Source organism: Sphingomonas sp. SphC10 (assembly GCF_057004845.1).
The window spans coordinates 3,729,323-3,754,833 of sequence record NZ_CM168044.1; the positions used below are offsets into that span (position 1 = coordinate 3,729,323).

A 25,511-nucleotide genomic window follows, 5' to 3' on the forward strand; every position below is an offset into this window, starting at 1 on the left:
CCCCACCCCAACCCCTCCCCTGAAGGGGAGGGGCTCGCATTGATCCAGGGCAACGTCATCTCACTATAGCCTTCGACTTTGCTCAGGCTGAACGGGGTAGGGAAGGTTAGGCGTGGTGCGTCGCCAGTGCACGCAGTTCCGGCATCGCGACCGTCTGGCCCGAACCATCGACCCAGCGGACGAACCCACAGACCCGTTTGTCGATCTTGGCCGCGTGCCCCTGGAAGATGTCCGACAGCCGATGGTCGAGGAAAGGATTGGCGAAGCGTTCCAGCGTCGTGGCGACATAGGCCTGCGCCTCCTCCGCCATGCCATGTGCGGCAAAGCCCGGCAGCACTTCCTGCGCCATCACCCGCTCCAGCGTCGCGCGGGTGTCCGCATCCGCCAGCGCCTCGCGGACCGTCAGGTCCGCCGCGCCGCCGCCGTCATGCCATCGCGCCGCCAGCCAGCTATGGCCGAGATTGAGGATGTGCAGCTTCAACCGCTCGTACCGGTCCAGATCGTCGGTCAGCACGATGTCGGGATGGGTGAAGGGCAGGGACAGGCCCGGCTGGCGCTGGATCGCCCAGAGCGCATAAGGCTCGGCCACCGCGCCCGCCGGATGGAGCGGCTCGCTGACGATGCGGTCGACCAAGGTGTTGGCCCAGACGCATTCGCGCTCCAGCCAGTCGAGGAACGCCGCCTCGCGCCCCTGATCCCGCGCAAGCCCCCGGATCGCGGCCCGAAGCACGTCGCCGTTGCGCACCACCAGTTCGCAGGGCAGCAGCGTGACACCCGCGCCCCCAGCCTGCCAGCGCTGGTGCAGCAATTCGGTCAGCATCCCGCAAAAGCTTTTCGGCACCTGACCATGGGCGGGCGCGGTCTGGTCCTCGTCTGGTATGGCATAGCCGCTGTCGCCGGTGTTGGAGACGATATGCGTCGCCGCCCCGACCGCCAGTTCGACCAGCCGGTCCCAGTCGCCCGCCGCGCTCAGTCCTTCGCGCACGCTGCGCACCCGGATGGTCCGCTCATGGCGTGCGCCGTCGCGCAGGCCGCGAAGGATGACGGGAAAGCCCGCCGGGTCGGCAAAACCGGCCAGCCGCCGCGCCCGTTCGGGATCGCGGGTGGTCTGGACGATGACGATCGGCGGCACCGCCTGTCCGGCCGCGCGGGCTTCCTCGGCGAACAGGTCGACATGGGCTTGCAGGAAGCGGCTGGTGCCGAATTGCAGGATGACCGCCGCTTCGCTCATTGCGCGTCCAGCGAGAAGATGCGGTCCATGCCCACCCATTTCTCGCCCGGCGCGGCATGGGGCAGGACCTTCTGGAAACGGTCCATCGCCGCTTCCCACCGGGCGTCGACCGCCGCCAGCTCGGCCGGAATGGCACGCGGAAAGTCGTCGGCCACCTCCGCGATCATGAACAGCCGGTCGCCGGTGCGCCAGATTTCCATCGACAGGAATCCCTTGGCCCGGATTGCTTGGGTCACTTCGGGCCAGGCCGCGCCGGGGGCATGGGCCTTTTCATATTCGGCGATCAGATCGGCGTCGGCGACCAGATCCAGGGCGAAACACAGGCGTCGGGCCAAGTCGGGCCTCCTCTCTCAAAAGGCGGCAGGACCCATTCTTCGCGTCCCATCCGCCGGAGGGTGTTTTAGCGTTCCCATCCCAGGCCATCAATGGCATATGTGAGAGTGAAATCGCATATGGGAATCTGGAGAGGATCGCAATGAAGGCACTGGTCTGTGTCGAGCCGCATGACATCCGCGTCGAGGATCGACCCGTGCCGGTGCGGGGAGAGGGCGAGGTCCTGATCAGGATGCGCCGCGCCGGAATTTGCGGTACCGACTATCATATCTATGGCGGCAAGCACCCGTTCCTCGAATATCCCCGGTTGATCGGGCATGAGCTGGCCGGGGAAATTGCCGAGGTTCCAACGGGTTCGGCCTTCACGGTCGGACAGGTGGTGACCGTGAACCCCTATATCGCGTGCGGCACCTGCCGCGCCTGTCGCCGGGGCAAGCCCAATTGCTGCGCCCGGATCAGCGTGCTGGGCGTGCACGGCGATGGCGGCATGTGCGAGCTGTTGGCGGTGCCCGAAAGCGCGGTGATCGATGCGGTCGGCCTGTCGCTCGACCAGGCGGCGATGGTCGAGTTTCTGGCGATCGGCGCCCATGCGGTACGCCGAGCCGGCGTTACCGAAGGGGAGAGCGTTGCGGTGATCGGGGCGGGGCCGATCGGCGTGGCGGCGGCCTTGTTCGCGCGGATCGCGGGCGCGGGCAGGATCGTCTTGGCCGACACGCGCGCGCCGCGCCTGGCCTATGCGCGCGACCATCTGGGTTTTGCGGAGGGTGTGGTTGCCGACGATGCGCTGGGCGCGACGCTGGCCGAGATGACCTCGGGCGAGATGTTCGACCATGTGTTCGACGCCACCGGCAACATTTACGCGATGCGCGCCGGGCTGAACTGGGTGGCGCATGGCGGCAGCTATACGCTGGTGGGCGTGTGCAAGGACGATCTGGTCTTCCCCGATCCCGAATTCCACAAGCGCGAGACGACGCTGATCGCCAGCCGCAATGCGCTGTCGGTGGATTTCGACCATGTCATCGCCAGCATCCGCAGCGGCGCGGTACCGACCGACGCGATCCGCACCCATACGCTGACGCTGGACGACGCGCCGATGCGCCTGCCCCAACTGATCGACGAGGCGGATTCGGTGTTGAAGGCGATCGTCACCATCGCCTGAGCGGACCGGCAGCTTTGGGCAACATCGCTTGCCCGTGGCGGGCCATCGCCCTAATCGTCGATGGGTGAGGGACGATATGACGGGCGACGGGGCAAGGACCAGCGAAGGACGGACGCGCAAGGGAAGCTATGCCGCACCCGCGCTGGACAAGGCGTTCCTGATTATCGAATTGCTGGCCAACCATCCGGGCGGGATGCTGGTCAGCGAGATGGCGACGGCGCTGGGGCGTTCGCTGGGCGAACTGTTCCGCATCGTCGTGGTGATGGAGGAGGCGCGCTACCTCGAAAAGTCGCCGATCGACGATCGTTACCGCGTCACCTACAAATTCCTCGACATCGCGTACCGCGCCACGCCTGCCCGGCAACTGACCGCCGCCGCACTGCCCGAGATGCAGTCGCTGGCGCTGCGTGTCGGCCAGTCCTGTCATCTGGTGGTGATCGAGGGCGGGGCGGGGCTGGTCATCGCGCGCGAGGAAAATCCCGGCACGCGCGGCTTCGCGCTGCGCATGGGCGCATCGATCGATATCGTGGCCAGCTGTTCGGGCAAGGTGCTGCTCGCCTTTGCCGCGCCGGCGCAACTGGGCCGCATCCTGGACCGTGCGGAGGCGGCGCAGGGCCGTGTCATCGACCGCGCGCCCTTGGCCGAGGAGCTGGAGCGGGTGCGCGTTCAGGGGCATGGCCTGCGCGAAAGCCCGATCACGCGCGGCGTGACGGACATCAGCGCCCCGGTCTTCGGTTTTGGCGGCGACTGCATGGCGGCGCTGACCATCCCCTTTCTGGAGACGATCGACGGATCGCAGCAATGCTCCATCCCGGAGGCGACGCAGATCCTGGTCGAAACCACCGCCCGCATCTCGCAGGCGCTCGGCTATCGTGGGGACGATGCGGGCAACGGGCTGCCCGCATCGCACGGATAGGGCCGGTCAGTTGGGGCGTGTTTCCGTGCCCCGGTTCGTCCCGTTGCCCATCGTCAGATACAGGTGCTGCAACATCGCCGTCATCGCGTTGATGCCCCGATCGGTCAGGGTGACGGCCAGCCGCCGGTGATCCGCCGGGTCGGTGCGGCGCCGCAGCAGTTCCGCCCCCTCCAGCCGATCGATCCGGCGCAGCGCGCTGGTGGCGCTTTCGCCCGAGACCAGGATCAGTTCCTTGACGCAGATCGGCCGGTTCTGCTGATCGGCGATGAACAGCTCCAGCATCATGTCCCAGGCGGAGTCGCGGAACACGTCGCGCGGAAAGAACTGCGCGGTCGAGGCGCGCATCAACTGGGTCTGCCGGGCCAGATCGAGCAGGCTGGGGGCGGTGACCTCCCGCATTGCGGGCGGCCGGATTCCGCGATGGGCCGGGGGATGATAAAAAGCGGCAAGGTCCTTGGGCATGAGCTGATCCTTGGCTGAGGGCAATGGACGGTCATGTCCATGGCATGGCGGCGGATGGGAGGAGCGGGGCTGGCCGGTCATCGTTCGCGCAATCCTTCGCGGGCGCGGTTGAGCGGCTTGAGGAGATATTGCAGCACGGTCTTGCTGCCGGTGTGGATGTCGGCGGTGGCGATCATGCCGGGCACGATCGGAAAGCGCTTGCCCGCCTTGTTGACCAGCGAGTCCGCGGTCGTGCGCACGAAGACGCGGTAATAATAGACGTCCGGGTTCACCTCGTCGCGGATCGTGTCGGGCGAGATGCTGCTGACCTTGCCCTCCAGCCCGCCATAGATCGCATAGTCATAGGCGGTGATCTTGACGCTGGCACGCTGGCCGGGGCGGATGAAGGCGATGTCGCGCGGCTGGATGCGCGCCTCGACCAGCAGCCGTTCGTCGAGCGGCACGATCTCCATGATCTTGCCGTTCGGGGGCACGACGCCGCCGATGGTCGACACCTCGATATTCTTGACCACGCCGCGCACCGGCGAGCGCAGGGTCAGGCGTTGCAGCGTGTCGGAGCGGCCGCGCACGACCGGGGCGAGCGCCTCCACCTCCTCGCTGACCTTGGCCAGGTCCTGCCGCGCCTCGACGATATATTGCGAGCGCAGGTCGGACTTCTTCAGGTCCAGGTCGGCGCGCTGGCGCTTCAGGCGCAGCACCTCGACATTGCTGGCGGCACCGACCTCGATCAGCGACTCGCCGATGCCGACCTCGCGCCCGATCAGCGCGAGCGACTCGTCGATCAGTCCGATGGAGCTGGCAAGGCTGCGGCGGCGCGCGTCGTAGAGCCGCTGCTGCTCGGCCTTGAGCGCGGGGAAGGCGTCCAGCTCGCGCGAGAAGGTCGGGGGGGTGCCGTTCACCTCGGCCTGCAACCGCGCCTGGGCGGCCAGCGCGGCGCGATATTTGGCGGCGCTTTCCTCGACGGTCGATCCGGCCTGGGTCGGGTCGAGCTGGGCGAGGATCTGGCCGGGCTTCACGATATCGTCCTGGCGAACGAGCATCTTGGCGAGAATGCCGCCCTCCAGCGATTGCAGCACCTGTTCGCGGCTGGTCGGCACGACGCGGCCGGTGCCGGTCGCCACCTCATCGAGCTTGGCGAACCAGGCCCAGACCAGCAGGACGACGAACAATGCGGCGAGCGCCCAGTTCATCCGCTTGGCCGCCAGCAAAGGTGCTGCGCCCTCATCGGCGAAGGGCAGGTCGGCGGGATGGGTGAGCGCGGTCATGCCGCCTGACTCCGGCCAGTCTGACTCCGGGCCGCACCCTGCATCGTCGCGAGCGCGGCGGCCTTGGGCTGGTCGAGCAGGATCTGGCCCTGATCGATGACGATGATCCGGTCGACCAGTTCGAGCGCGCGCATCCGGTGCGTCGCGACGACAACGGTGCGGCCCTGGCCCCAGCTGCGGAAGCGGTCGATAAACAGGCGTTCGGCGGCCTCGTCCATCGCGGCGGTGGGTTCGTCGAGCAGCATGACCTGCGGCTGGCGGATCAGCAGCCGCGCGAGCAGCAGCGCCTGTTGCTGGCCGCCCGACAGGCCCAGTCCGCCCTCCAGGACGACATGCTCCAGCCCGTCACGCAGGCGGCGGATGAAGTCGATCGCCCCCACCATGTCGAGCGCGGCGAGGATCGTCTCGTTGCTCGCCGTCACCGCGCCCATGGTCAGGTTCTCGCGCAGCGTGCCGTGGAACAAGCGGCTATTTTGGGTCAGCAGCGCGACGTCGCGACGGACATCGGCGGGGTCGATCTGGTGCAGCGCCAGGTCGTCGAGCAATATCTCGCCCGACACCGGCTGCAACATGCCCGACAGCCCCTGCAACAGCGTCGACTTGCCTGCGCCGTTGCGGCCGAGCAGCGCGATCTTCTCGCCGCTCGCGATCTCCAGCTTGGGCACGGTCAGCGCTGGCGGGGCATTGGGGTCGGCATAGGTGAACACCGCGCCACGCAAGGAAAAGCGTCCGTCGACCGAGGGCAGGGGAATGCGATGCTCGGCATCCGGATTGTCGACCGGCAGGCCCATGATCTGGTCCAGGCTGTTCGCCGCGACCTTGGCATGTTGATAGCGGCCGAGCAGATGCGACACCTGTCCCATCGGCGCCATCATCCGGCTGGCCAGCATCGAGGTGGCGACCAGTGCGCCGGTCGTGATGTCGCCCGCGATCACCATCGGCGCGCCGACGAAGATGACGGTGGCGTAGACCGCATTCTGCACGCTCTGCGCCCAGGTCGACAGGCTGGCGGTCAGGCCGCGAAGCCGCAGCTGCGCCTCGCCCGCCACCGCATTGCAGTGGTTCCACTGGCGCTGGAAACGCTCCTCGGCCTGAAGGGTCTTGATGTCCTCGATCCCCTGCACCGATTCGATCAGCAGGGCGTTGCGCAGCGAGGTCTCGCGCATCGACTCGGTCGCATAGGCGCGCAGGCGGCGCTGGGCGAGCAGGCTGGGCAGCAGGAGCGCGATCAGCGCCACCACCGGCACCAGCGCCAGGGAGCCACCGATAAAGGCGAGGATGACCAGGAACAGGAAGAAGAAGGGCAGGTCCGCCACCGCCGCGACGGTCGTGGAGGTGAGCATGTCGCGCACCTGATCCAGATCGCGAAGCTGCGCGATGAAGGTGCCCGTCGAGGTCGGCCGCGCCCGGTTGCGCACGCGCAGGGCATGGCCGAACACCACGTCCGACAGACGCAGGTCGGCGCGCTTGCCCAATATGTCGGTGATCCCGACGCGCAGCCGCCGCAGCACGAAGTCGAACCCCGTCGCCAGAATGACGCCGATGAACAGGATGTAGAGCGTCGGCATCGACTGGGCAGGGACGACGCGGTCATAGACCTGCATCGAGAAGAGTACCCCCGCCAGCCCCAGACAGTTGGTCACGACCGAGGCGATGGCGACATGGCCATAGCCCTTCATGTCCTGAAGCAGCAGGCGGCGAAGCCAATGCTCCTCGAAGGGGCGGATATAGCTGTCCACCCGAACATCCTTGGCCGAGCGGGCAGGGCGGGGGACGACGAACATTCGCGTCTGTTCGACCAGGGTGGACAGCGGGCGCCGCGCGCTCTGCCCTTCCTCGCCCGCGACCGAGAAGACCGCCTGGCCATCGGCGTCGATGCCGGTGATCAGCGCCAACTCGCCGTCATTCAGCCATGCGATGACCGGCAGCCGCCAGCTGGTCAGCCGCATCGCGCCCGGCACCACGAAGCGGACCGACAGGCCGCTTGCCCGCGCCAATGCACGGACCCGCGCCTCTTCATCGCCGCCGCCCTGCCACAGCGTCGTCAGCCGCGCGCGCTGCTCGGCAAAGGGCATGCGGTAATGACGTGCGACCTGGCCCATCATGTCGATCCAGGCGAGCGGATCGGTCTGGGGCTGGGTCTGGGTTGGGCCGCTCACAGCGTCACGCCCCGGATCGAGGTGCCGGTCAGCCCGAAATCGTCACGCGCCCGGCCCGAATAATAAAGGCATTCGATCGCCAGCCGCCGCAGGTCGTGGGTGGTGTTCACCGCATCGAAGCGCGCCTGCTGCAACTCCTGTTCGGCGTTGAGCAGGTCGACCAGCGTGCGGGTGCCCATGTCGAGATATTGCAGGCGATAGAGCTTGCCGGTCTCGACCATATTGTCCTGTCGCTCGGCCAGCGTGCCGAGCAGCTGCGACAGTCCGGCGATCTGCTGTTGCGTGGCGGCCAGCGCCTGGCCCACCTCGTTGCGTGCGGCCTGTTCGGCGGCCTGGGCGGCGCGGACGCCGTAATCGGCGCTGCGCGCGCGGGCGCGCACGGCATTGCCGCCGAACACGTCGCTGCTGACGTTCAGCCCGAAATTGTAAAGGCTGCGGTCGGAAAAGGGGGAGGCGACATCGGTCGCCGCATCGCCCGCCAGCGCGATGGTGGGCAGGCGGGCGGCATGGACACGGCGGCTCTCCGCGCTGGCCTGTTCATATTGCGCCCGTGCGCGCATGATCGCGGGGATATCGGCCCATTCGACGGTGGCGGCGCGGGTGCAACTGGCCATCAGCCAGTCGGGCACCGCCGGATCGACCGCAGGCGACGTTTCGCGGCCGAGCAGAAAGGCCAGGCTGGTGGTCCAGCGCCGTTGCTCCGCCTCGATCCGGGTCAGCGTGGCCTCGGCAGCGGCGACGCGCGACTGGGCCTGAAGCGCGTCGGAACGGGTCGTTGCGCCCTTGCCGAACCTTTTGTCGACCAGCGCGCTGATCTCGCGAATGCGGCCCAGCTGTTCCATCGCGATCCCGCGCAGCGCGGCGTTGCGCTGCACCTCGACCAGCGCGAACCCGGTGTCGCGGATCAGCCCGTCGACCGCCAGCAACAGGTCCGCCCGGCCGATCCGGGTGCCCGCGCGCGCGGACTCGACCGCGCCCGCGACCTTGCCGAAATCATAGATCATCTGCGAGGCGGAGACTTGCGGACGGGGCCGCCAGGCACTGCCCAGCCGGTTGTCATAGCCGCTGCCGACACCCGCGCTGATCCGGGGCAGATAGCCCGCCCGCGCAACCTCGATATCCTCGGCCCGCGCTTCGATGGTCGCCGTCGCCTGGTCGACCGAAGGGTGCCAGGCCAGGACCTCGTGCATCGCACTTTCCATCGTCACGACGGCGGGTTCCGCCGCTGCCGTTGCCGTGATGGCGCTCATGGCGATCATCACCCTCCCGAACCGTACCGATCGCTTCTGGTAGCGTTCTCGCCGCTCTCGCTTCATCGACCGCATTTTCGACCTCTCCTGACAAAGAGGCTGACTAAACTATTTAAACAAAAAGGGATTAGACGCCGAAGGGAAACCCCTTCGGCGTCCGAAATCAACTCCGCTTTCGGATGTATGCGCAAGATGGTCAGACCAGATGCAGGGTTGCCAACCTTTCCTGTTCGGGATCGACCGAAACGGTCAGATAGCCCAGCGGATCATGCGTCACCGGGTCCTGGGCGCTGATGTCCGAAGCGCTTGACATCACGGCAGAATCACCCGTGTCGGCAAGAGATTCGCTTGGTAGCGGTTCGGCTGCCGGGCTCTGCGCGTCGAGATAGCGGGACAGCACATCCTCGACGCTGCCCTGGTCCTCCATCAGCGACAGCGCGATCTTGGCATCCGCCTGGTCCAGGGACAGCGGCGCCGCGTCATGACCGACCGCCAGCGTCATCGGCACCACGTCGCTGTGCACCTGCACCGGATCCTCCAGCACGAAGGCGGTCAGCGTCGTCGGGAAGACGGGGGCGACGCCGTTGTTGATGTCGATCGCCACGTCCAGCCGCGCGGTCGATACCTGCCCGTCGGGCTGCACGATCTGATAGGTGAAGCGGTCGATCGGATCGGTCGCGGCATAGCCCAGGTTGGCGAAGGGCCGGTAGGCGTACTGCCCGATCTCGCTGATGGTCAGCGTGCCATAGGTGCCGGTCAGGGTGCGGCCCGCATCGCCGATGTCCACGAACGTGCCGCCGACCAGCATCTTGATGCCCAGGAAATCGCTGCCCAGCGTATCGTTGGCGAGCAGATTGCCGCTGGTCGGCGTGGTTCCCGACAAGGTGAACTGATCGAGATGGGTGATCGTCCCGCCGACATAGACGTCGGTGGTATAGCCCAGCCCCACCGTGTTGGTGCTGGTGACGGTGTAGTTGTACGTGCCCGAGGGCAGGTCGTTCATCGTCACGCTGATGCCCGAGCCAATCAGTCCGCCGACCCCGGCCAGCGCGGTGCCGGTCTGGGAGCCGACGACGGTCCCGGCCGCATTGGTGACGGTGATGGTGAAGCTGGGCACGACCGACAGGCCCGGCGCAATCACGGCGGACAGGGTGATGTTTCCGCGGCTGTTCGCATCGACCGTGAAGCTGTCGGTGATCTGACCGGTCCGCGAGCCGGTCAGCACGGCGGCCGTCGGGGTCGCGAACGACGAGTCGACCATGGGGGTACGCGTTTCCACCACATTGACGAAGGTCGCAGCGGCGGTCGCCACGTCGTTGACCGCGACCGGCGCGCCGATGATGTCCGGGCTGCCGATCGAGATGGTCAGCGTCGCGCTCTCCCGCTCGCCGTCGCTGGCATCGAACAGGGTGTAGGTGAAGCGGTCGGTCTTGCCGAGCACGGCGGCATCGGCATTGGGGGTGTAGCTATACCGGCCGTCGCTGCCCATGATCAGCACGCCCCATTGCCCGACCACCTGCGTATTGCCGGTGACGACGGTCGTCACCCCGTTCAGCGTGACGCTTTCGACGCGGGTCTGCGGGCTGACCGCATCGACCTGACCCAAGGGGCCGGGATCGGTGATGACATTGCCGTTCGTCACCAAGGGCACGATCTGGCCGACATCGGTGAAGTCGGAGTCTACGCCTGTGACGCTGAGCCCGCCGAGCAGACCGACGCCCGCCGTATTGTCGAAGGTGACGAAGGCCCGGTACTGGCCCGGCGCCAGATCATCGGCGGTGGCGACAAGATTGCCGCCGAGCAGGCTGACCTCCAGCAGCGAGGAACTGCCGCCGCCGTTCACCGCGACCCAGCTGGTGCCGTTGAACCGCTGGAGCACCACCGAATAGCCGCTGGCGACACCCAGCGACAGGGTGGCGTCATAGGTGAAGGTCGCATCCAGCGTATGGCCCTGTTGCACCGTGAACTGGACATTGGGGATGGCCAGCACCTGGGCATTCAGATTGACCAGCCCGAGCGAGACGAGCGCCGTGTAATTGGCGTTGCCCAGGGTTTCGTTGGTCTGCACGGGGACGAGGTCGACCTGTGCGGCGGCGACATTGTCGAAGGCGCTGATGTCGAAGGGCGCGATCACCGTGACCGTGCCCGACACATTGCCCGTTCCGTCGCGGAGACCGATGTTCAGCGTCTCGCCCGCGAGCTGCGGCGTGGCGAGCGTGACGGCATAGGTGCCGCCGCCCGCCACCGTGCCGGTGCCGATGACGGTGCCGCCCGCGTTGCGCACCTCCACCGTGGTACCGGCTTCGCCCGTGCCGGTGACGATCGTGCCCGTGGCGTTGATCGCGGCCGTGGGGGTCGCCGGGGGCGTGATGTCGGGTGCGGCCAGCGGTGCCTGGGGCGAGACATTGCCCGCCGCGTCCGCCTGCGTGACGGTCAGCGCCTGGCCATTGGCCTGCGGGATGAGCAGCGTGGCGGTATAGACGCCGTTCGCATCGACGATCGCAGTGCCGACCAGCTGTCCCTGCGCGCCGAGGATGCGCACCGTCGCGCCGGGCTCGCCCGAGCCGGTGACGATCGTGCCGGTGCCGTTGATCGTGGCGATGGGCAAGGCCGGTGGCGTGATGTCCGGCGCGATCAGCGGGCTGGGCAGGGAGGTGTTGCCCGCCGCATCGGCCTGGGTCACGGTCAGCGCCTGGCCATTGGCCTGCGGCGTGGTGAGCGTGACCGTATAGCTGCCGTTCGCGGCGACGATAGCGGTGCCGATCGGGTTGCCGCCCGCGTCGCGCACGGTGACGGTCGCGCCCGCCTCACCCTGACCCGTCACCAGCGTGCCGACGCCGTTGATCGCGGCGGTCAGCCCAACGGGCGCGGTGATGTCGGGCGTGCTGGCCTGGGCGATGGGCGAGACATTGCCTGCCGCATCGACCTGGGTCAGCGTCACGACCTGCCCATTGGCCTGGGCGGGGTTCAGCGTTGCGGTGAAGTTGCCGTTGGCGTCGACCAGCGCGGTGCCGATGACCACGCCGCCCAGACCCCGGATGGTGACGGTCGCACCCGCCTCACCGGTGCCGGTCAGGGTGGTGCCGTTGCCCGACACGGTGCCGATGGGCGCGAGCGGGGCGGTCAGGTCCGGTGCGATGACGGTGGCGGGCGTCGAGACATTGCCCGCCGCATCTGCCTGGCTCACCTGCAGCAACTGGGCATTGAGCTGCGCCGGGGTCAGGGTCGCCGCATAGCTGCCATTCGACGCCACGATGGTGGTGCCCACTACCGTGCCGCCGGGATCGCGGATGGTGACGGTCGCGCCCGCCTCGCCGGTGCCGGTCATGACGCTGCCCGTCCCGTTGATGACGGCGGTCAGGCCGACGGGTGCGGTAATGTCGGGCGCGGCGGCCTGGCCGAGGGGCGAGATATTGCCGGCCGCATCCGCCTGGGTCAGCGTCACGATCTGGCCATTGGCCTGGGCCGGGGTCAGCGGAGCGGTGAAATTGCCGTTCGCATCGACGATGGCGGTGCCGATGACCGCGCCTCCGACACCCCGGATGGTGACGGTGGCGCCGACCTCACCGGTGCCGGTCAGGCTGGTGCCGTCGCCCGACACCGTGCCGATGGGCGCGAGCGGGGCGGTCAGGTCCGGTGCGATGACGGTGGCGGGTGTCGACGCGTTGCCCGTCGCGTCCGCTTGGGTCACCTGCAAGACCTGTGCATTCAACTGCGCCGGGGTCAGGATCGCGGCATAGGTGCCGTTTGCGGCGACGACCGCCGTGCCCAGCACCGTGCCGCCCGCGTCACGAATGGTGACGGTAGCACCCGCCTCGCCCGCGCCGGTGACCAGATTGCCCGCCCCGTTGATCGCGGCAGTCAGGCCGATGGGCGCAGTGATGTCGGGCGCGATGGCCTGGCCAAGGGGCGAGACATTGCCCGCCGCATCCGCCTGGGTCAGCGTCACGAGCTGGCCGTTGGCCTGGACCGGGGTCAGCGGAGCGGCGAAATTGCCGTTGGCGTCGACCACGGCGGTGCCCAGTACCGCACCGCCCAGGCTGCGGATGGTGACGGTCGCGCCGACCTCACCCGAGCCGGTCAGAGTCGTGCCATCGCCCGACACGATGCCGATGGGGGCGAGCGGCGCGGTCAGGTCCGGCGCGATGACGGTGGCGGGCGTCGAGACATTGCCCACCGCATCGGCCTCCGTGACCTGCAAGACCTGCGCGTTGAGCTGCGCCGGGGTCAGGATCGCGGCATAGGTGCCGTTGGCGGCGACGACCGCCGTGCCCAGCACCGTGCCGCCCGCGTCGCGGATGGTGACGGTGCCGCCAGCCTCGCCAGTGCCGGTGACCAGGTTCCCTGCGCCGTTGATCGCGGCGGTCAGGCCGATGGGCGCGGTAATGTCGGGCGCCGTGACCTGCGCGATGGGCGAGACATTGCCCGCCGCGTCCGCCTGGATCAGCGTCACAAGCTGGCCGTTCGCCTGCGCCGGGGTCAGCGGTGCGGTGAAGTTGCCGCTCGCATCGACGACGGCGGTGCCGAGTACCGCACCCCCTGCGCCCCGGATGGTGACGGTCGCGCCGACCTCTCCGGTGCCGGTCAGACTGGTACCGTCACCCGACACGATCCCTATGGGCGCGAGCGGGGCGGTCAGGTCGGGCGCGATGACGGGGAATGCGGGCGAGCCATTGCCTGCCGCGTCGTTCTGCACGACGGTCAGCGGCTGGCCGTCGACTTGCGGTGTGACGAGCGCGGCCACATAGGCGCCGTTCGCGCTCACAATGGCGGTGCCGAGCGTCGCACCGTTGGCGTCGAGGACCTGCACCGTCGCACCGACCTCGCCGGTTCCCATGACCAGCGAGCCGGTCGGATCGATCATCGCGGTGGGCGCATCGGGGGCGGTCAAATCGGGGGCGATGACGGTGGCCGGGGGCGAGACATCGCCTTCGGCATCGGTCTGGGTCACGCGCACCGTCTCGCCGTCACGCTGCGGCGTGGTCAGCGTCGCGGTGTAGGTGCCGTCCCCGGCGACCTGCGCATTGCCGATCACCGCGCCATTCACATTACGCACGATGATCGCGGCGCCGACCTGTCCGGTGCCCGAAACGCTCGCACCGTCGAGGGCGATGATCGCGGTCGGAGCGCCGGGCGTGTCGTTGAGGATCAGATCGGGTGCGGTCGCAGTACCGGCGGCGGAGACATTGCCCGCCGCATCCGCCTGGGTCAGGGTCAGCAGCTGTCCGTTGGTCAGCGCGGTGGTCAGCGTCACGCTGAAGCTGCCGTCCGGGTTTACCGGCACGATGGCGAGGACCAGCCCGACCGGATCGGTGATCGTCACCGTCGCACCGATCTCGCCTGAGCCGCTGATCACCGTTCCGTCGGCCGAGACGGTCGCCACCGGTGCGTCCGGGGCCGTGCGGTCGAGTGCGGTGACGGTGGTCGCGAGCGATCCGTTGCCCGTGGCGTCCGCTTGGGTGACGCGCAGTATCTGGCTGTCGAGCTGGGGCGCGGACAGGATGACGGTGTAGGCGCCCTGCGGCCCGACGATCCCGGTGCCGAGCACGGCACCGCCCGCGTCGCGCACTGTGACGGTCGCGCCGACCTCTCCCTGGCCGGTGACGATGGAACCCGTCGCATCCAGCGCCGCCACGGGCGCTGCGGGCGGGGTGATGTCGGGAGCGGCGACAATGGCCGGGATAGAGACATTGCCCGCCGCATCGGTCAGCGTCGCACTGACCGTGCCGCCATCGGCCTGGGCGGGGTTGAGCGGCACGCTGAAGCTGCCGTCCGTGCCGACCTGGCCGGTGCCGATCACCGTGCCGCTGGCGTCACGCAGGGTAACGGTCGCGCCGACCTCGCCGCTGCCGGTGGCATTGGCGCCGGTGCCGTCGAGCGCGAAGACGGGGCCGAGCGGTGCGGTCAGGTCGGGCGCGGTGGCGGAGCTGGGCGGCGAGGTGTTGCCCGCCGAATCCGCTTGCGTCACCTGAAGCACCTGGCCGTTCAACTGCGGGGTGGTCAGGGTCAGCGCATAGTCGCCGGTGGCCGCCGCCGTGCCGGTACCGATGATCGTGCCATCGGGCGCGCGCACGGTGATGGTCGCGCCCGCCTCCGCCTGGCCGCTGACGATGATGCCGGTGGCGTCGACGCTGGCGGTCAGCCCGATCGGTGCGGTGGTGTCGAGCGCGGTCAGCACCAGCGGCGGCGAGACATTGCCCGCCGCATCGGCCTGGACGACCGACAGGATCTGGCCGTTGAGCTGTGCGCTGGCCAGCGGGACCGAGAAGCTGCCATCCGCGGCGACCCGCGCCGTACCCAGCACCTGCCCGGTGGCGTCACGTACCGTGACGGTCGTACCCGCTTCACCCGTGCCCGTCACCAGCGTTCCGTCGGCCGAGACGGTGCCCAGCGGGGCGAGTGGCGCGGTCAGGTCGGGCGCGGTGGCGGGGCTGGGCGGGGAGGTGTTGCCCGCTGCATCCGCCTGCGTCACCTGAAGGACCTGACCGTTCAGCTGCGGGGTGGTCAGGGTCAGCGCATAGGCACCACCGACACCCGCCGTTCCGGTGCCGATGATCGTGCCATCGGGTGCGCGAACGGTGATGGTCGCGCCCGCCTCCGCCTGACCGCTGACGATGATGCCGGTGGCGTCGACGCTGGCAGTCAGCCCGATCGGTGCGGTGGTGTCGAGCGCGGTCAGCGCCAGCGGCGGCGACACATTGCCCGCCGCATCGGCCTGGACGACCGACAGTATCTGACCGTTGAGCTGTGCGCTCGCCAGCGGGACCGAGAAGCTGCCATCGGCGGCGACCGTGGCCGTACCGAGCGGCTGTCCGGTGGCGTCACGCACCGTGACGGTCGCGCCTGCTTCACCCGTGCCGGTCACCAGCGTGCCGTCCGCCGAGATGATGCCGACGGGCGCAAGCGGTGTGGTCAGGTCCGGTGCGACGGGCGCGAGCGGCAGGGAGACATTGCCCGCCGCATCGGCTTGCGTCACCTGCAGCGTTTCGCCGTCGATCTGCGCAGGGGTGAGCGGCACGGCATAGCTGCCGTTCGTGCCGACCACGGCGGTGCCGATGACCGTGCCATCGGGATCGCGGACGGTGACGGTCGCGCCGACCTCGCCCACGCCGGTCACGAAACTGCCATCGCCGCTGATCGTGGCGGTCAACCCGGTCGGGGCGGTAATGTCGGGGGCGGTCACCGCGACGACGGGCGAGGCATTGCCCGCCGCATCGGTCTGGACCAGCTGAAGCGCCTGGCCATTGGCTTGGGCGGGGTTCAGCGTCACCGCGAAACTGCCGTCCGGGGCCACCTGGCCGCTACCCAGCAGCGTGCCGTCGGCGGCGCGGATGGTGGCGGTCGCGCCCGGCTCGCCGGTGCCGGACAGGGTCGCGCCCGCATCGACGACCGATCCGGTCGGCGCAAGCGGCGGGGTGGTATCCGGCGCGAGGACGCTGGCGGGGGCGGAGACATTGCCCGCCGCGTCGGCCTGCGTCACCTGAAGCGTTTCGCCATTGGTCTGCGGCGTGGTCAGCGTCGCATTGTAGATGCCGTTGGCGGCGACCGTGGCGGTGCCCAGCACCGCGCCGTTCGCATCGCGGATCGTCACAGTTGCACCCGCTTCGCCCGAACCGGTGACGATCGCGCCGTCACCACTGATCGTGGCGGTCAGGCCGGTGGGGGCCGTGATGTCGGGCGCGGTCAGCGGCGTGGCGGGCGACAGATTGCCGCCGCGATCCGTCTGGTCGAGCGACAGCGCCTCGCCATTGGCCTGGGGCGGCGACAGCGGCGTGGTGAAGCTGCCGTCCGCGCCGACCGTCACCGTCGCGATCACCGTGCCATCGGCGGCGCGCACGCGGACGGTGGCGAAGGGCTCGCCGGTGCCGGTCACGCTGGTGCCATCGGCGGCGATGGTCGCGAGCGGGGCCGGGGGCGCGGTCAGGTCGGGCGCGGCGACGGTGGCGGGCTGCGACGGGTTGCCCGCCGGGTCGGTCTGCACCGCCGACAGGGTCTGGCCGCTGGTCTGCGGCGGGGTGAGGGGCAGGGTATAGCTGCTGTCCGCCGCCACGACCGCACTGCCGAGCAGCGTGCCGTTGCCGTCGACGACCCGCACCGTCGCACCCGGCTCGCCATTGCCATAGACCGCCGAGCCATCCGCCGACAGGATGGCGACCGGCGGGGCGGGGGGCGTGATATCGGGCGCGGTGACGGTGGCGACGGGCGAGACATTGCCCGCCGCATCGCTCTGCGTCACGGACAATGCTTCACCATTGGCCTGCGGCGTGGCGAGCGGCGCGCTGAAGCTGCCATCGGCGGCGACGGTGACGGTGGCGAGCACGCTGTTGTCGGGCGCGCGTACGATCAGGGTCGCGCCCGGCTCGCCGGTGCCGCTGATGCTGGTGCCGTCCGCGCTGACCGTCGCCACGGGGGTGGCGGGGGCGGCGAGATCGGGCGTGACCGTCGTCGTTGCGGGCGAGGCATTGCCCGCCGCATCGGTCTGGATCGCCGAAAGCGTCTGGCCGTTGGCGACACCCGTTGGCAGGGGCAGACTGAAGCTGCCGTCGCTGCCGACCGTCGCGGTGCCCACCGGCTGGCCGCCCGCATCGACGACCTGCACCGTGGCACCCGGCTCACCCGTGCCGATCAGTTGCGTGCCGTCCGCGCTTACGGTGACGACCGGCGCGGCAGGCGCAGTGATGTCGGGCGCACTGACGCTGGTGGCCGGCGAGGTGTTGCCTGCCGTATCGCTCTGCGTGACGGTCAGGGTTTCGCCATTGGCCTGCGGCGTGGTCAGCGGCAGGGTATAGTTGCCCTGCGCGTCGACCGTGACAGTGCCGAGTGGCTGCCCGGCTGCGTCGCTGACGGTGACGGTCGCGCCGGGTTCGCCGGTGCCGGTGATGCTGGTGCCGTCGCCCGCGATGGTCGCGGTCGGGGCGGCGGGTGCCGTGATGTCGGGCGCGGTGATGGTTGTGGCGGGCGAGGTGTTACCTGCCGGATCGCTCTGCGTGACGGTCAGGGTCTCGCCATTGGCCTGCGGCGTACCCAGCGGCAGGGTGTAGTTGCCCTGCGCGTCGACCGTGGCGGTGCCGAGCGGCTGGCCAGCCGCGTCGCTGACGGTGACGGTCGCGCCCGGTTCGCCGGTGCCGGTGATGCTGGCACCGTCGCCAGCGACGGTGGCGGTGGGGGCAGCGGGGACGGTGATATCCGGAGCACTGACCGATGTAGCGGGGGAGGTGTTGCCCGCCGGATCGTTTTGCGTGACGGTCAGGGTTTCGCCATTGGCCTGCGGCGTGGTCAGCGGCAGGGTGTAGTTGCCCTGCGCGTCGACCGTGACAGTGCCGAGCGGCTGTCCAGCGGCGTCGCTGACGGTGATGGTCGCGCCGGGCTCACCGGTACCGGTGATGCTGGTGCCATCGCCCGCGATGGTGGCGGTCGGGGCGGCGGGTGCCGTGATGTCAGGGGCGGTGACCGTCGTGGCGGGCGAGATGTTACCCGCCGGATCGCTTTGCGTGACGGTCAGCGTCTCGCCATTCGCCTGTGGCGTGCCCAGCGGCAGGCTGTAGTTACCCTGCGCGTCGACCGTGGCGCTGCCGAGCGGCTGTCCGGCGGCATCGCTGACGGTGACGGTCGCGCCGGGTTCGCCGGTGCCGGTTATGGTGCTGCCGTCGCCCGCGACAGTCGCGCTGGGGGCGGCGGGAGCAGTGGTATCGGGTGCGCTGACCGAGGCAGCGGGAGAGGTGTTGCCCGCCGGATCGCTCTGCGTGACGGTCAGGGTTTCGCCATTGGCCTGCGGCGTGGTCAGCGGCAAGGTGTAGTTGCCCTGCGCATCGACCGTGGCGGTGCCGAGCGGCTGGCCAGCGGGATCGCGCACCGTGACGGTCGCGCCGGGCTCACCGGTGCCGGTGATGGCGCTGCCGTCCTCGGCGATGGTCGCGGTGGGCGTGGCCGGGGCGGTGAAGTCGGGGGCGGTGAGGGTGATGGTGGGGGAGACATTGCCCAGCGTGTCGCTCTGCACGACGGTCAGGGTTTCGCCATTCCCCTGCGGCGTGGCCAGCGTCAGGCTGTAATTGCCGTTTGCGTCGACCGTCCCCTGGCCGATCGTCTGACCGGCCGCGTCGCGCACGACCACCGTCGCACCGGGCTCGCCGGTGCCGCTGACCGTCGTCCCCTGCGCATCGATCTGGGCGGTGGGCAGCGGCATGGTGCCGGTATCGACGGCGTCGAGCTGGGTCGTGGGCGAGACATTGCCCGCCGCGTCCGTCTGGGTCACGACCAGCACGCCGCCGCCCGTCTGCGCGGTGGTCAGCGTCACCGTATAGCTGCCATCGGCGGCGACGATGGCGGTGCCGATCTGCTGGCCGTCCGGGCCGATGACGCGCACGGTCGCGCCGGGCTCGCCCGATCCGGTCACGGTGGTGCCGTCTGCCGACAGGGTTGCGGCGGGAGCGGCGGGCGGCGTGATGTCGGGCGCGGCCAGCGTGACGGCGGGCGAGACATTGCCTGCCGGGTCGCTCTGTGTGACGGTCAGGGTGCCGCCATTGGCCTGCGGCGTGGTCAGCGGCAGCGTATAGCCGCCCTGCGCATCGACGATCGCGGTGCCCAGCACCTGCCCGGCGGCGTTGCGCACGGTGACGGTCGCGCCCGCCTCGCCGGTGCCGGAAAGGCTGGTGCCGTCGCCGTTGATGCTTGCGGTGGGCAAGGCGGGCGGGGTGGTGTCGGGCGCCGTCAGGGTGGTGGCGGGGGAAACGTTGCCCGCCGGATCGGCCTGGCTGACGGTCAGCGTGCCGCCATTCGCCTGGGGCGTGGTCAGGGTCAGCGTATAGGCACCCTGCGCACCGACGACGGCGGTGCCCAGCACCTGTCCGGCGGCGTTGCGCACCGTCACGGTCGCGCCGGGCTCACCGGTGCCGCTGACCGTGCGGCCGTCGCCCGTGATCGTCGCGGTCGGGGTGGCGGGTGGCGTGATATCGGGCGCCGCCGTCGTGGCGGGGGGCGAGACATTGCCCGCCGCATCGCTCTGCACGACGGTGACGGGCTGGCCGTTGGTCTGGGGCGGGTTGACCGGGATGGTGAAGGTGCCGTCGGCGCCGACCGTGCCGGTGCCGATCACATTGCCCGCGCCGTCGGTCACGCGGACGGTCGCGCCCGCCTCGCCGGTGCCGCGGATGCTCGAGCCGTTGGCCGTGAAGCTGGCGGTGGGAGTCGCGGGCGGCTGGGTGTCGACGGTGGGGCCGCCGGGCTGGCTGCCGCCATTGCCGCCGCCGCCAGACACCGCCGCGACCAGACCGCCGACCCCGGCCACGCCCAAGATGGCGGGCAGGACGAAGGACGAGCCGCCGCCCTCGCCGGTCGCCGCCGCGCCCATCAGGTCGTCGAGATCGGTGATCGCCCGGAACCGCCCCGTACCGCTGGCGGAAGGATTGGCGAGCCACTGGCTGCCCTGATCGTCGCGCAGCACCAGGTCACTGATCTTGCCCTGCTGCTGGTCATAGAAATGGTCGATGCGAATGGTCTGGCCATCGGTCAGGCGGATGATCAGGTCGTTACCCTCACGCTCCATCGTCGCGACCTGCGACCGGTCGATATTGAGCCGAACGACGCTGGGCGCGCTCAATTCGATGACGTTGGCGCTGGTCGTGGTGGTGGTGCCGGTCGCCTTTGCGATGATCTCGGTCTGCATGGCCTGTTCCTCCCATTGCATGTCGTCATGCCCCGGCACGCGGTGCCGGGCAGGGGGGCGCGGTCATGGCTGTCCTTGCGCAGACACGCGGCCTCCCCTTGCGCAAATCCTAACCGCGAAGAGGAGGCAGTGATGCGAGCGGACCGTTTTCGGAATTAATTCAGATGGTTAACGGTTGTTAACTTATTTTGTGCGGAAAGGGCGTGCAGGCAGGACCGGCGCGTCGTCATCGGTCATCCGCACGGGCCGGATGCGGCCATCGGGGGCATAGGTGATGCGGTCGATCGCCACGACCCGCTCACCCTGGAACGGACCGGGGCTAGGTGTGCGGTCCCAGCGGTGATAGACGATCAACGAGCGGCCGTCGGGCAGCGTGACGAAGCTGTGATGCCCCGGCCCCTGATGCCGCGCATCGCCGGTCAGGATTGCACCACGATAGCGCCATGGCCCAGTGGGCGAGGGGGCGGTGGCGTAGTGGACCGAATAATCGGGACCATTGAACCGGCCATGGCTGTAGGACAGGTAATAGATACCGCCGCGCTCGTGCATGAAGGCGCCTTCGGTGAAGTTCGGCGGGGTCGCGACCTTCACCTCCCGCGCGATGGTGACCATGTCGGGTTGCAGTTCCCAGACGTGCAAGGTCCCGCCCGCGCTGCCGCCTGCATAGAGATAGGTCTTGCCCGACCTGCGATCGGTGAAGACCATCGGGTCGATCGCCTCGAACCTTTTGTCGCCGGTGATCAGCGGGCGGCCGCTGTCGCGATAGGGGCCTTCGGGCCGGTCGGCGACCGCGACGCCGATGCGGCTGGGCGTCGGGTTCTGCGGCCCGACCGAGTAATAGAGGTAATAGCGTCCATTCCGGGTCGCGACGCCGGGGGCCCAGAGGAAATGCTCGGGCGCGCCGTCATCCGTGATCCAACCGATCTGGTCGCGCCGGATCAACTCGCCACGTGGCCGCCATGTCTTCAGGTTCCGGCTGGAAAAGGCGCCGAAACGGTCGGCCGCCCAGCTTCCGCCCGGCCCTCCGGTCGGGAAGATCCAGAGTTCGTCGCCGATCATCATCGCATGGGGATCGGCTCCCTCGAACTGCGGATTGCGGGCGATCCCCGCCGCCGCGACGGTCAGTGCGAGCCCGGCGGCGAAGGCGCTCAGTGTCTTCATGGTCGTGGTCCTCCATGTTCGGGGCAGCCCATGCGGTAGCTTAATGGGCTCAGCGTGCCCGCAGGCGGTACAACCCGGCACCATGCGGCGGCAGCGTCTGCGCGAAGCGGTCTTTCGCCCGGTCGAGCGACGCACCGCTCCACAGATCGGTCACGCCGACTTCCCCCGACAGCCCCAGAGAGTGGAGCGCCAGCCCCACTTCCTTGGGCTTATCGCCGGTGTTGAACAGCGCCAGATAACGGTCCTGGGCTGCGCCCTCGGGTTTGGCGGACCAGATGCGCGCGCCGTCCTGAACGAAATGCGGCTGGTTGTCGGTCGAGGCCTGGTTGACCGCGATGACCGCGCGGTTGGTCAGCAGCGCCAGCGTGGGGGCGTCCAGATAGCGCAGGTCGCCGCCCATGATCAGCGGCGAGCGCGCGATCGACCACAAGGACATCAAGGTGCGCTGTTCGTCGGGCGTGAACTTGGTGTCGCGCTTGCCCAGTGCCAGCCGTCCAAGCGGCAGCATGTCGGCATCGGGCCATGACCCCGGCCCGCGATAGGGCGTCCAGTTCTCCAGCCGGGTGAACTGCGCCTCCAGCATCGACCATTCGTCCCAGAAATCGTCCGAGATGCGCCACATCTGCGCAAAACGCCGGACATGCGGGCCACGGATCACCGGCGTTTCGCCAGGCGACAGGCTGAGGATGATCGGGCGGCCGCTGTTCCGGATCGCCTCGTGCGCGGCCTCGATCTCGGGCGCGTGCGCGTCATAGGGGCGGCTCATATCGTCCATCTTGACGAAATCGACGCCCCAGGCGGCATACAGCGCGAACACGCTGTCATAATAGGCCTGCGCGCCGGGCCTGGTCATGTCGACGCCGTACATGTCCGGGTTCCAGGTGCAGATGCTGGACGTGTCGGCGATGTCGGCGGCGCGGTAGCGGGTGCCCAGGATCGGCAGGTTCTTCTTCACTGCCAGCCGGGGGATGCCGCGCATCAGGTGGATGCCGAACTTCATGCCCATCGCATGGACGTCCGCCGCCAGCCTGGTGAAGCCCGATCCGTCCGCGCTGGACGGAAAGCGGTTTGGCGCGGGGATCAGCCGGCCATGGCCGTCCATCGCAGGCACCGGCGCGGCGTTATAGGTGTAGCTGGACGCCTCGGGCTCATACCATTGGATGTCGACGGTGAAGACGTCATAGCCGAAGGGCAGCAGCTTGGCCCGCATGATCGCGGCGGTTTCGCGCGCCTGCGCCTCGGTGATGGTGGTCGCAAAGCTGTTCCAGCTGTTCCAGCCCATGGGCGGGCGCGGCGCCAGCGTGCCGGAGCGTTCCGCCGCCGTCGCGCCCTGCACGCCACCCAGGGCCAATCCGCCGGTGATCGCCGCGCCGCCGGCCCCCATGCCGACCAACGCCTGTCGACGGCTGATCCCGCCCCCGGTCTTGCTCATCCATCCACTCCCGTTTTCTTGTCGAACAGGTCTACGGGGTGTCACGCGGATGGCAAGGCGGCGGGAGCTTTATATGTCTGACAATCGAATGCGGCTCAGAAGCGCCCCTCGAAGCTCAGGCCCAGGATGCGCGGCGGCGACATGGTGCCGCGGACCCGCCCGTCGAAATCGGTGAAGAAGGAGGTCGGCTGCTGCCGGTCGAAGATATTGCTGGCGAGCAGATAGGCCCCGAAATGCCGCCCCTGCCAGCCCAGCTTGGCATTGACCAGCGTGATCGGGCGGATGTCGCGCACGGTCTGGTCGATGGTGCTCTGGAACACCGCATCGCGATAGGTGGCGTTGAGATTGGCGAACAGTCCGCCCGCGCTGCGCCAGGTGCCGCCCCATGACGCGGTCCAGCGCGGCGCGTTGGCGAACTCGTTGCCCGTGGCCGACCATTTCGCGGTGCCGATCGGCACGGTGAAGTCGAGGAACTCGGTCCGGCTGTGCCCAATGCCTGCGTAAAGATCGAGGTGACGCGTCGGCCGCCCGCGCAGCTCCGCCTCGAAGCCATAAAGGCGCGACTTGCCCGCATTGACGACCTGGCTGTCGAACACCGCGCCGGGGGTCAGCTGCACCGATACCTGCTGGTCGCGCCAGTCGATATAATAGGCATTGGCGTTGAAACTCAATCGGCGGTCGAACCAGTCGGAGCGCAACGCGATCTCGTAATTCCAGGTATATTCGGGCGCATAGGTGAAGCTCTGGCCGCGCTGCTGATTGATCCCGGCGCCCCCGGCGCGATAGCCGCGCTGCGCCGTCGCGCTCAGCGAGGCATCGGAGGTCACGTCCCAGGTCAGGCCCAGCTTCGGCAGCCAGGCGTCGTAGGTGATGGCGCGTGTCGGATCGACGCTGGTCGCCCCCGCCGCCGTCGCCATCAGCAGCGCATTCAGCCGGGTGACGATGGGGGCGAGGGCGGGGACGGGCAACCGGGCCGGATCGGGCAGCGTGCCGTTCAGCGCGACCGACTGGCTCGCCCCGCGCATTTGCCGTTCGTTGTCGTAGCGCAGCCCTGCGCGCAGTTTCAGGCGGGTGGTCAGCGGGAAGGTCAGGTCGGTGAAGCCCGCCAGATTGCGCGTCAGGCGCGGCTGGGTCAGCAGGTTCCTGATCGGAACCACGCCGCCATAAAGGCCCAGTACCATGTCCACCATCGGCTGCGACAGGCCCAGTGCCAGCAACTGGCGATCGACGCCCAGCCGCCTCAGGTTCATATTCTGCGTCGCCTCGAACCGATAGTCGCGATTGTCCTCGCGCAGGTAATAGGCGCCGATCAGGCCCTGCACCCAGGGCAGGTCGATACCCAGCCGCACTTCCTGCTGCACCGTCCTGGCGGGGTCGCTGGTGCGGCTCAACTGGCCGGGGGTGGGGTTGCGATCCGGGTCGGCGATGTAGAGTGCGCGGACATCGGAATAGTTGGTGATCGAACTCAGGTCGAAGCCGCCGCCCAGCGTATAATGCGCCTCCAGCGTGGCGATGTCGCTCAGCGCACGGGTGTTGGTCGCCACATCCTCGGTGACGATGCGATCCCGGCGCGCATAGGGCGGATCGAATTCGGAGGAATAGGCGCCGCGCACATGGCGGTCGTGCATATAGCTCGCGATGATCCGCAGCCCCGGCACCGCGTCGGGGGTGAAGAGCAGCTTGCCGCGCAGCGTCTCCGACTGGCGGGGATCGGCGTCGCGGTGCAGCGTGGTGTTGTAGAGCAGGCCGTCCGACCGCGCGATTTCACCGGCCACGCGAAACGCGAGCTGGTCGCCCAGGATCGGCCCGCCCAGCGCGGCGGCGGCGCGGCGCTGTCCGTCGGGGCCGGTGAGTATCACTCGGGCCTTGCCGTTCCATTCGTAGCCGGGGTCGGTCGTGCGGATGACCACCGCCCCGGCCAGCGCGTTGCGGCCCTGTACCGTGGATTGCGGACCGCGAAACACCTCGACCTGCGCAATGTCGTACAGGTCGAGCGGCCCGGTGTTCAGCGCCGCGCGCGGCAGGACCGCCCCGTCGAGATAGACGCTGGCCAGCGCCCCGTCGCCCGCGCCCGACACGTTGAAGGCATCGATGCCGCGAATGGTGAAGCTGGTCCGGTCGGCATTGATCGCGACATTGGGCGTGCGTTGCAGCACGTCGTACATGTCGATCAGATTTTGGTCGGCGATGGTCTGTCCGGTCGTCACCGCGACGCTGGCGGGCGTGTCGCGCAACGTCCGGTCGGCTTTCTCGCCCATGACCACGATGTCGTTGCCCGCCTCCGTCGACGCCGTGTCACGGCCCTGCGACGCCATGCTTTGCGCCAGACAGGGTGCCGCCACCGAAGACAGCATCATGGCCAGCGCCGCCCGAACCAACATGTCATACCCCCCAAATTCGTTGCGGGGGCGGACTAATATCTGTGATTATGCGAGTCAATTGCAATATAAGCAGTGTCGGCTCAGGAGCGGTGCCGGCGTC

12 protein-coding genes are annotated in these 25,511 nt (G+C 68.9%); 2 read left to right on the forward strand and 10 right to left on the reverse strand.

What is annotated here, in order from left to right; all coding sequences use genetic code 11:
• Positions 1 to 106 precede the first annotated feature (106 nt).
• Positions 107 to 1,231 (reverse strand): mannitol dehydrogenase family protein, encoded by a 1,125-nt coding sequence (locus ACWKSV_RS17390; RefSeq protein WP_076715208.1) that lies wholly within the window; start codon positions 1,229 to 1,231, stop codon positions 107 to 109.
• Entirely contained in the window at positions 1,228 to 1,566 is a 339-nt protein-coding gene (locus ACWKSV_RS17395) for an L-rhamnose mutarotase (RefSeq protein ID WP_076715209.1), read from the reverse strand. The genes ACWKSV_RS17390 and ACWKSV_RS17395 overlap by 4 nt, the downstream gene beginning before the upstream one ends.
• A 140-nt stretch (positions 1,567 to 1,706) precedes the next feature.
• On the opposite strand from ACWKSV_RS17395, the gene ACWKSV_RS17400 reads away from it, so the two are divergent.
• The gene (locus ACWKSV_RS17400; protein WP_076715211.1) at positions 1,707 to 2,723 is read left to right on the forward strand and encodes a zinc-binding alcohol dehydrogenase family protein; all 1,017 of its coding nucleotides are present in this window, start codon (positions 1,707 to 1,709) and stop codon (positions 2,721 to 2,723) included.
• 64 nt (positions 2,724 to 2,787) lie between these two features.
• On the forward strand, positions 2,788 to 3,639 hold the full coding sequence (locus ACWKSV_RS17405) for an IclR family transcriptional regulator (protein WP_335695364.1): 852 nt from the start codon (positions 2,788 to 2,790) through the stop codon (positions 3,637 to 3,639).
• A 6-nt stretch (positions 3,640 to 3,645) separates the two neighbouring features.
• On the opposite strand, the gene ACWKSV_RS17410 is transcribed toward ACWKSV_RS17405, so the two are convergent.
• The 8 genes from ACWKSV_RS17410 to ACWKSV_RS17445 all read right to left on the reverse strand — a co-directional run bounded on the left by ACWKSV_RS17410 (position 3,646) and on the right by ACWKSV_RS17445 (position 25,411).
• Entirely contained in the window at positions 3,646 to 4,038 is a 393-nt protein-coding gene (locus ACWKSV_RS17410; RefSeq protein WP_083706560.1) for a helix-turn-helix domain-containing protein, read from the reverse strand.
• Between the two features lie 140 nt (positions 4,039 to 4,178).
• Positions 4,179 to 5,366, reverse strand: a complete 1,188-nt coding sequence (locus ACWKSV_RS17415; RefSeq protein ID WP_076715216.1) for a beta-barrel domain-containing protein — start codon at positions 5,364 to 5,366, stop codon at positions 4,179 to 4,181.
• A complete protein-coding gene (locus ACWKSV_RS17420) occupies positions 5,363 to 7,525 on the reverse strand; it encodes a type I secretion system permease/ATPase (protein ID WP_076715218.1) in 2,163 nt (720 codons plus the stop codon). Before ACWKSV_RS17420 ends, ACWKSV_RS17415 begins: the two co-directional genes overlap by 4 nt.
• Positions 7,522 to 8,775 (reverse strand): TolC family protein, encoded by a 1,254-nt coding sequence (locus ACWKSV_RS17425; RefSeq protein ID WP_237243537.1) that lies wholly within the window; start codon positions 8,773 to 8,775, stop codon positions 7,522 to 7,524. The genes ACWKSV_RS17420 and ACWKSV_RS17425 overlap by 4 nt, the downstream gene beginning before the upstream one ends.
• 196 nt (positions 8,776 to 8,971) lie before the next feature.
• Positions 8,972 to 20,437 carry a BapA/Bap/LapF family large adhesin gene (locus tag ACWKSV_RS17430; RefSeq protein WP_172839627.1) on the reverse strand — a complete coding sequence of 3,822 codons (11,466 nt, stop codon included), beginning with the start codon at positions 20,435 to 20,437 and terminating at the stop codon, positions 8,972 to 8,974.
• Between the two features lie 183 nt (positions 20,438 to 20,620).
• Positions 20,621 to 21,598, reverse strand: a complete 978-nt coding sequence (locus ACWKSV_RS17435) for a family 43 glycosylhydrolase (RefSeq protein ID WP_076715221.1) — start codon at positions 21,596 to 21,598, stop codon at positions 20,621 to 20,623.
• Between the two features lie 49 nt (positions 21,599 to 21,647).
• A complete protein-coding gene (locus ACWKSV_RS17440; protein WP_443026377.1) occupies positions 21,648 to 23,030 on the reverse strand; it encodes a glycoside hydrolase family 27 protein in 1,383 nt (460 codons plus the stop codon).
• 95 nt (positions 23,031 to 23,125) lie between these two features.
• The gene (locus ACWKSV_RS17445; protein ID WP_237243538.1) at positions 23,126 to 25,411 is read right to left on the reverse strand and encodes a TonB-dependent receptor; all 2,286 of its coding nucleotides are present in this window, start codon (positions 25,409 to 25,411) and stop codon (positions 23,126 to 23,128) included.
• Positions 25,412 to 25,511: the final 100 nt, after the last annotated feature.

What these genes read in the sequence shown, in the direction of transcription:
- ACWKSV_RS17390 (WP_076715208.1), bottom strand. Translation starts at nt 1,231, where the DNA reads ATGAGCGAAGCGGCGGTCATCCTGCAATTCGGCACCAGCCGCTTCCTG.
- ACWKSV_RS17400 (WP_076715211.1), top strand. Translation starts at nt 1,707, where the DNA reads ATGAAGGCACTGGTCTGTGTCGAGCCGCATGACATCCGCGTCGAGGAT.
- ACWKSV_RS17410 (WP_083706560.1), bottom strand. Translation starts at nt 4,038, where the DNA reads ATGCGGGAGGTCACCGCCCCCAGCCTGCTCGATCTGGCCCGGCAGACC.
- ACWKSV_RS17415 (WP_076715216.1), bottom strand. Translation starts at nt 5,366, where the DNA reads ATGACCGCGCTCACCCATCCCGCCGACCTGCCCTTCGCCGATGAGGGC.
- ACWKSV_RS17425 (WP_237243537.1), bottom strand. Translation starts at nt 8,775, where the DNA reads ATGAGCGCCATCACGGCAACGGCAGCGGCGGAACCCGCCGTCGTGACG.
- ACWKSV_RS17430 (WP_172839627.1), bottom strand. Translation starts at nt 20,437, where the DNA reads ATGCAGACCGAGATCATCGCAAAGGCGACCGGCACCACCACCACGACC.
- ACWKSV_RS17435 (WP_076715221.1), bottom strand. Translation starts at nt 21,598, where the DNA reads ATGAAGACACTGAGCGCCTTCGCCGCCGGGCTCGCACTGACCGTCGCG.
- ACWKSV_RS17440 (WP_443026377.1), bottom strand. Translation starts at nt 23,030, where the DNA reads ATGAGCAAGACCGGGGGCGGGATCAGCCGTCGACAGGCGTTGGTCGGC.
- ACWKSV_RS17445 (WP_237243538.1), bottom strand. Translation starts at nt 25,411, where the DNA reads ATGTTGGTTCGGGCGGCGCTGGCCATGATGCTGTCTTCGGTGGCGGCA.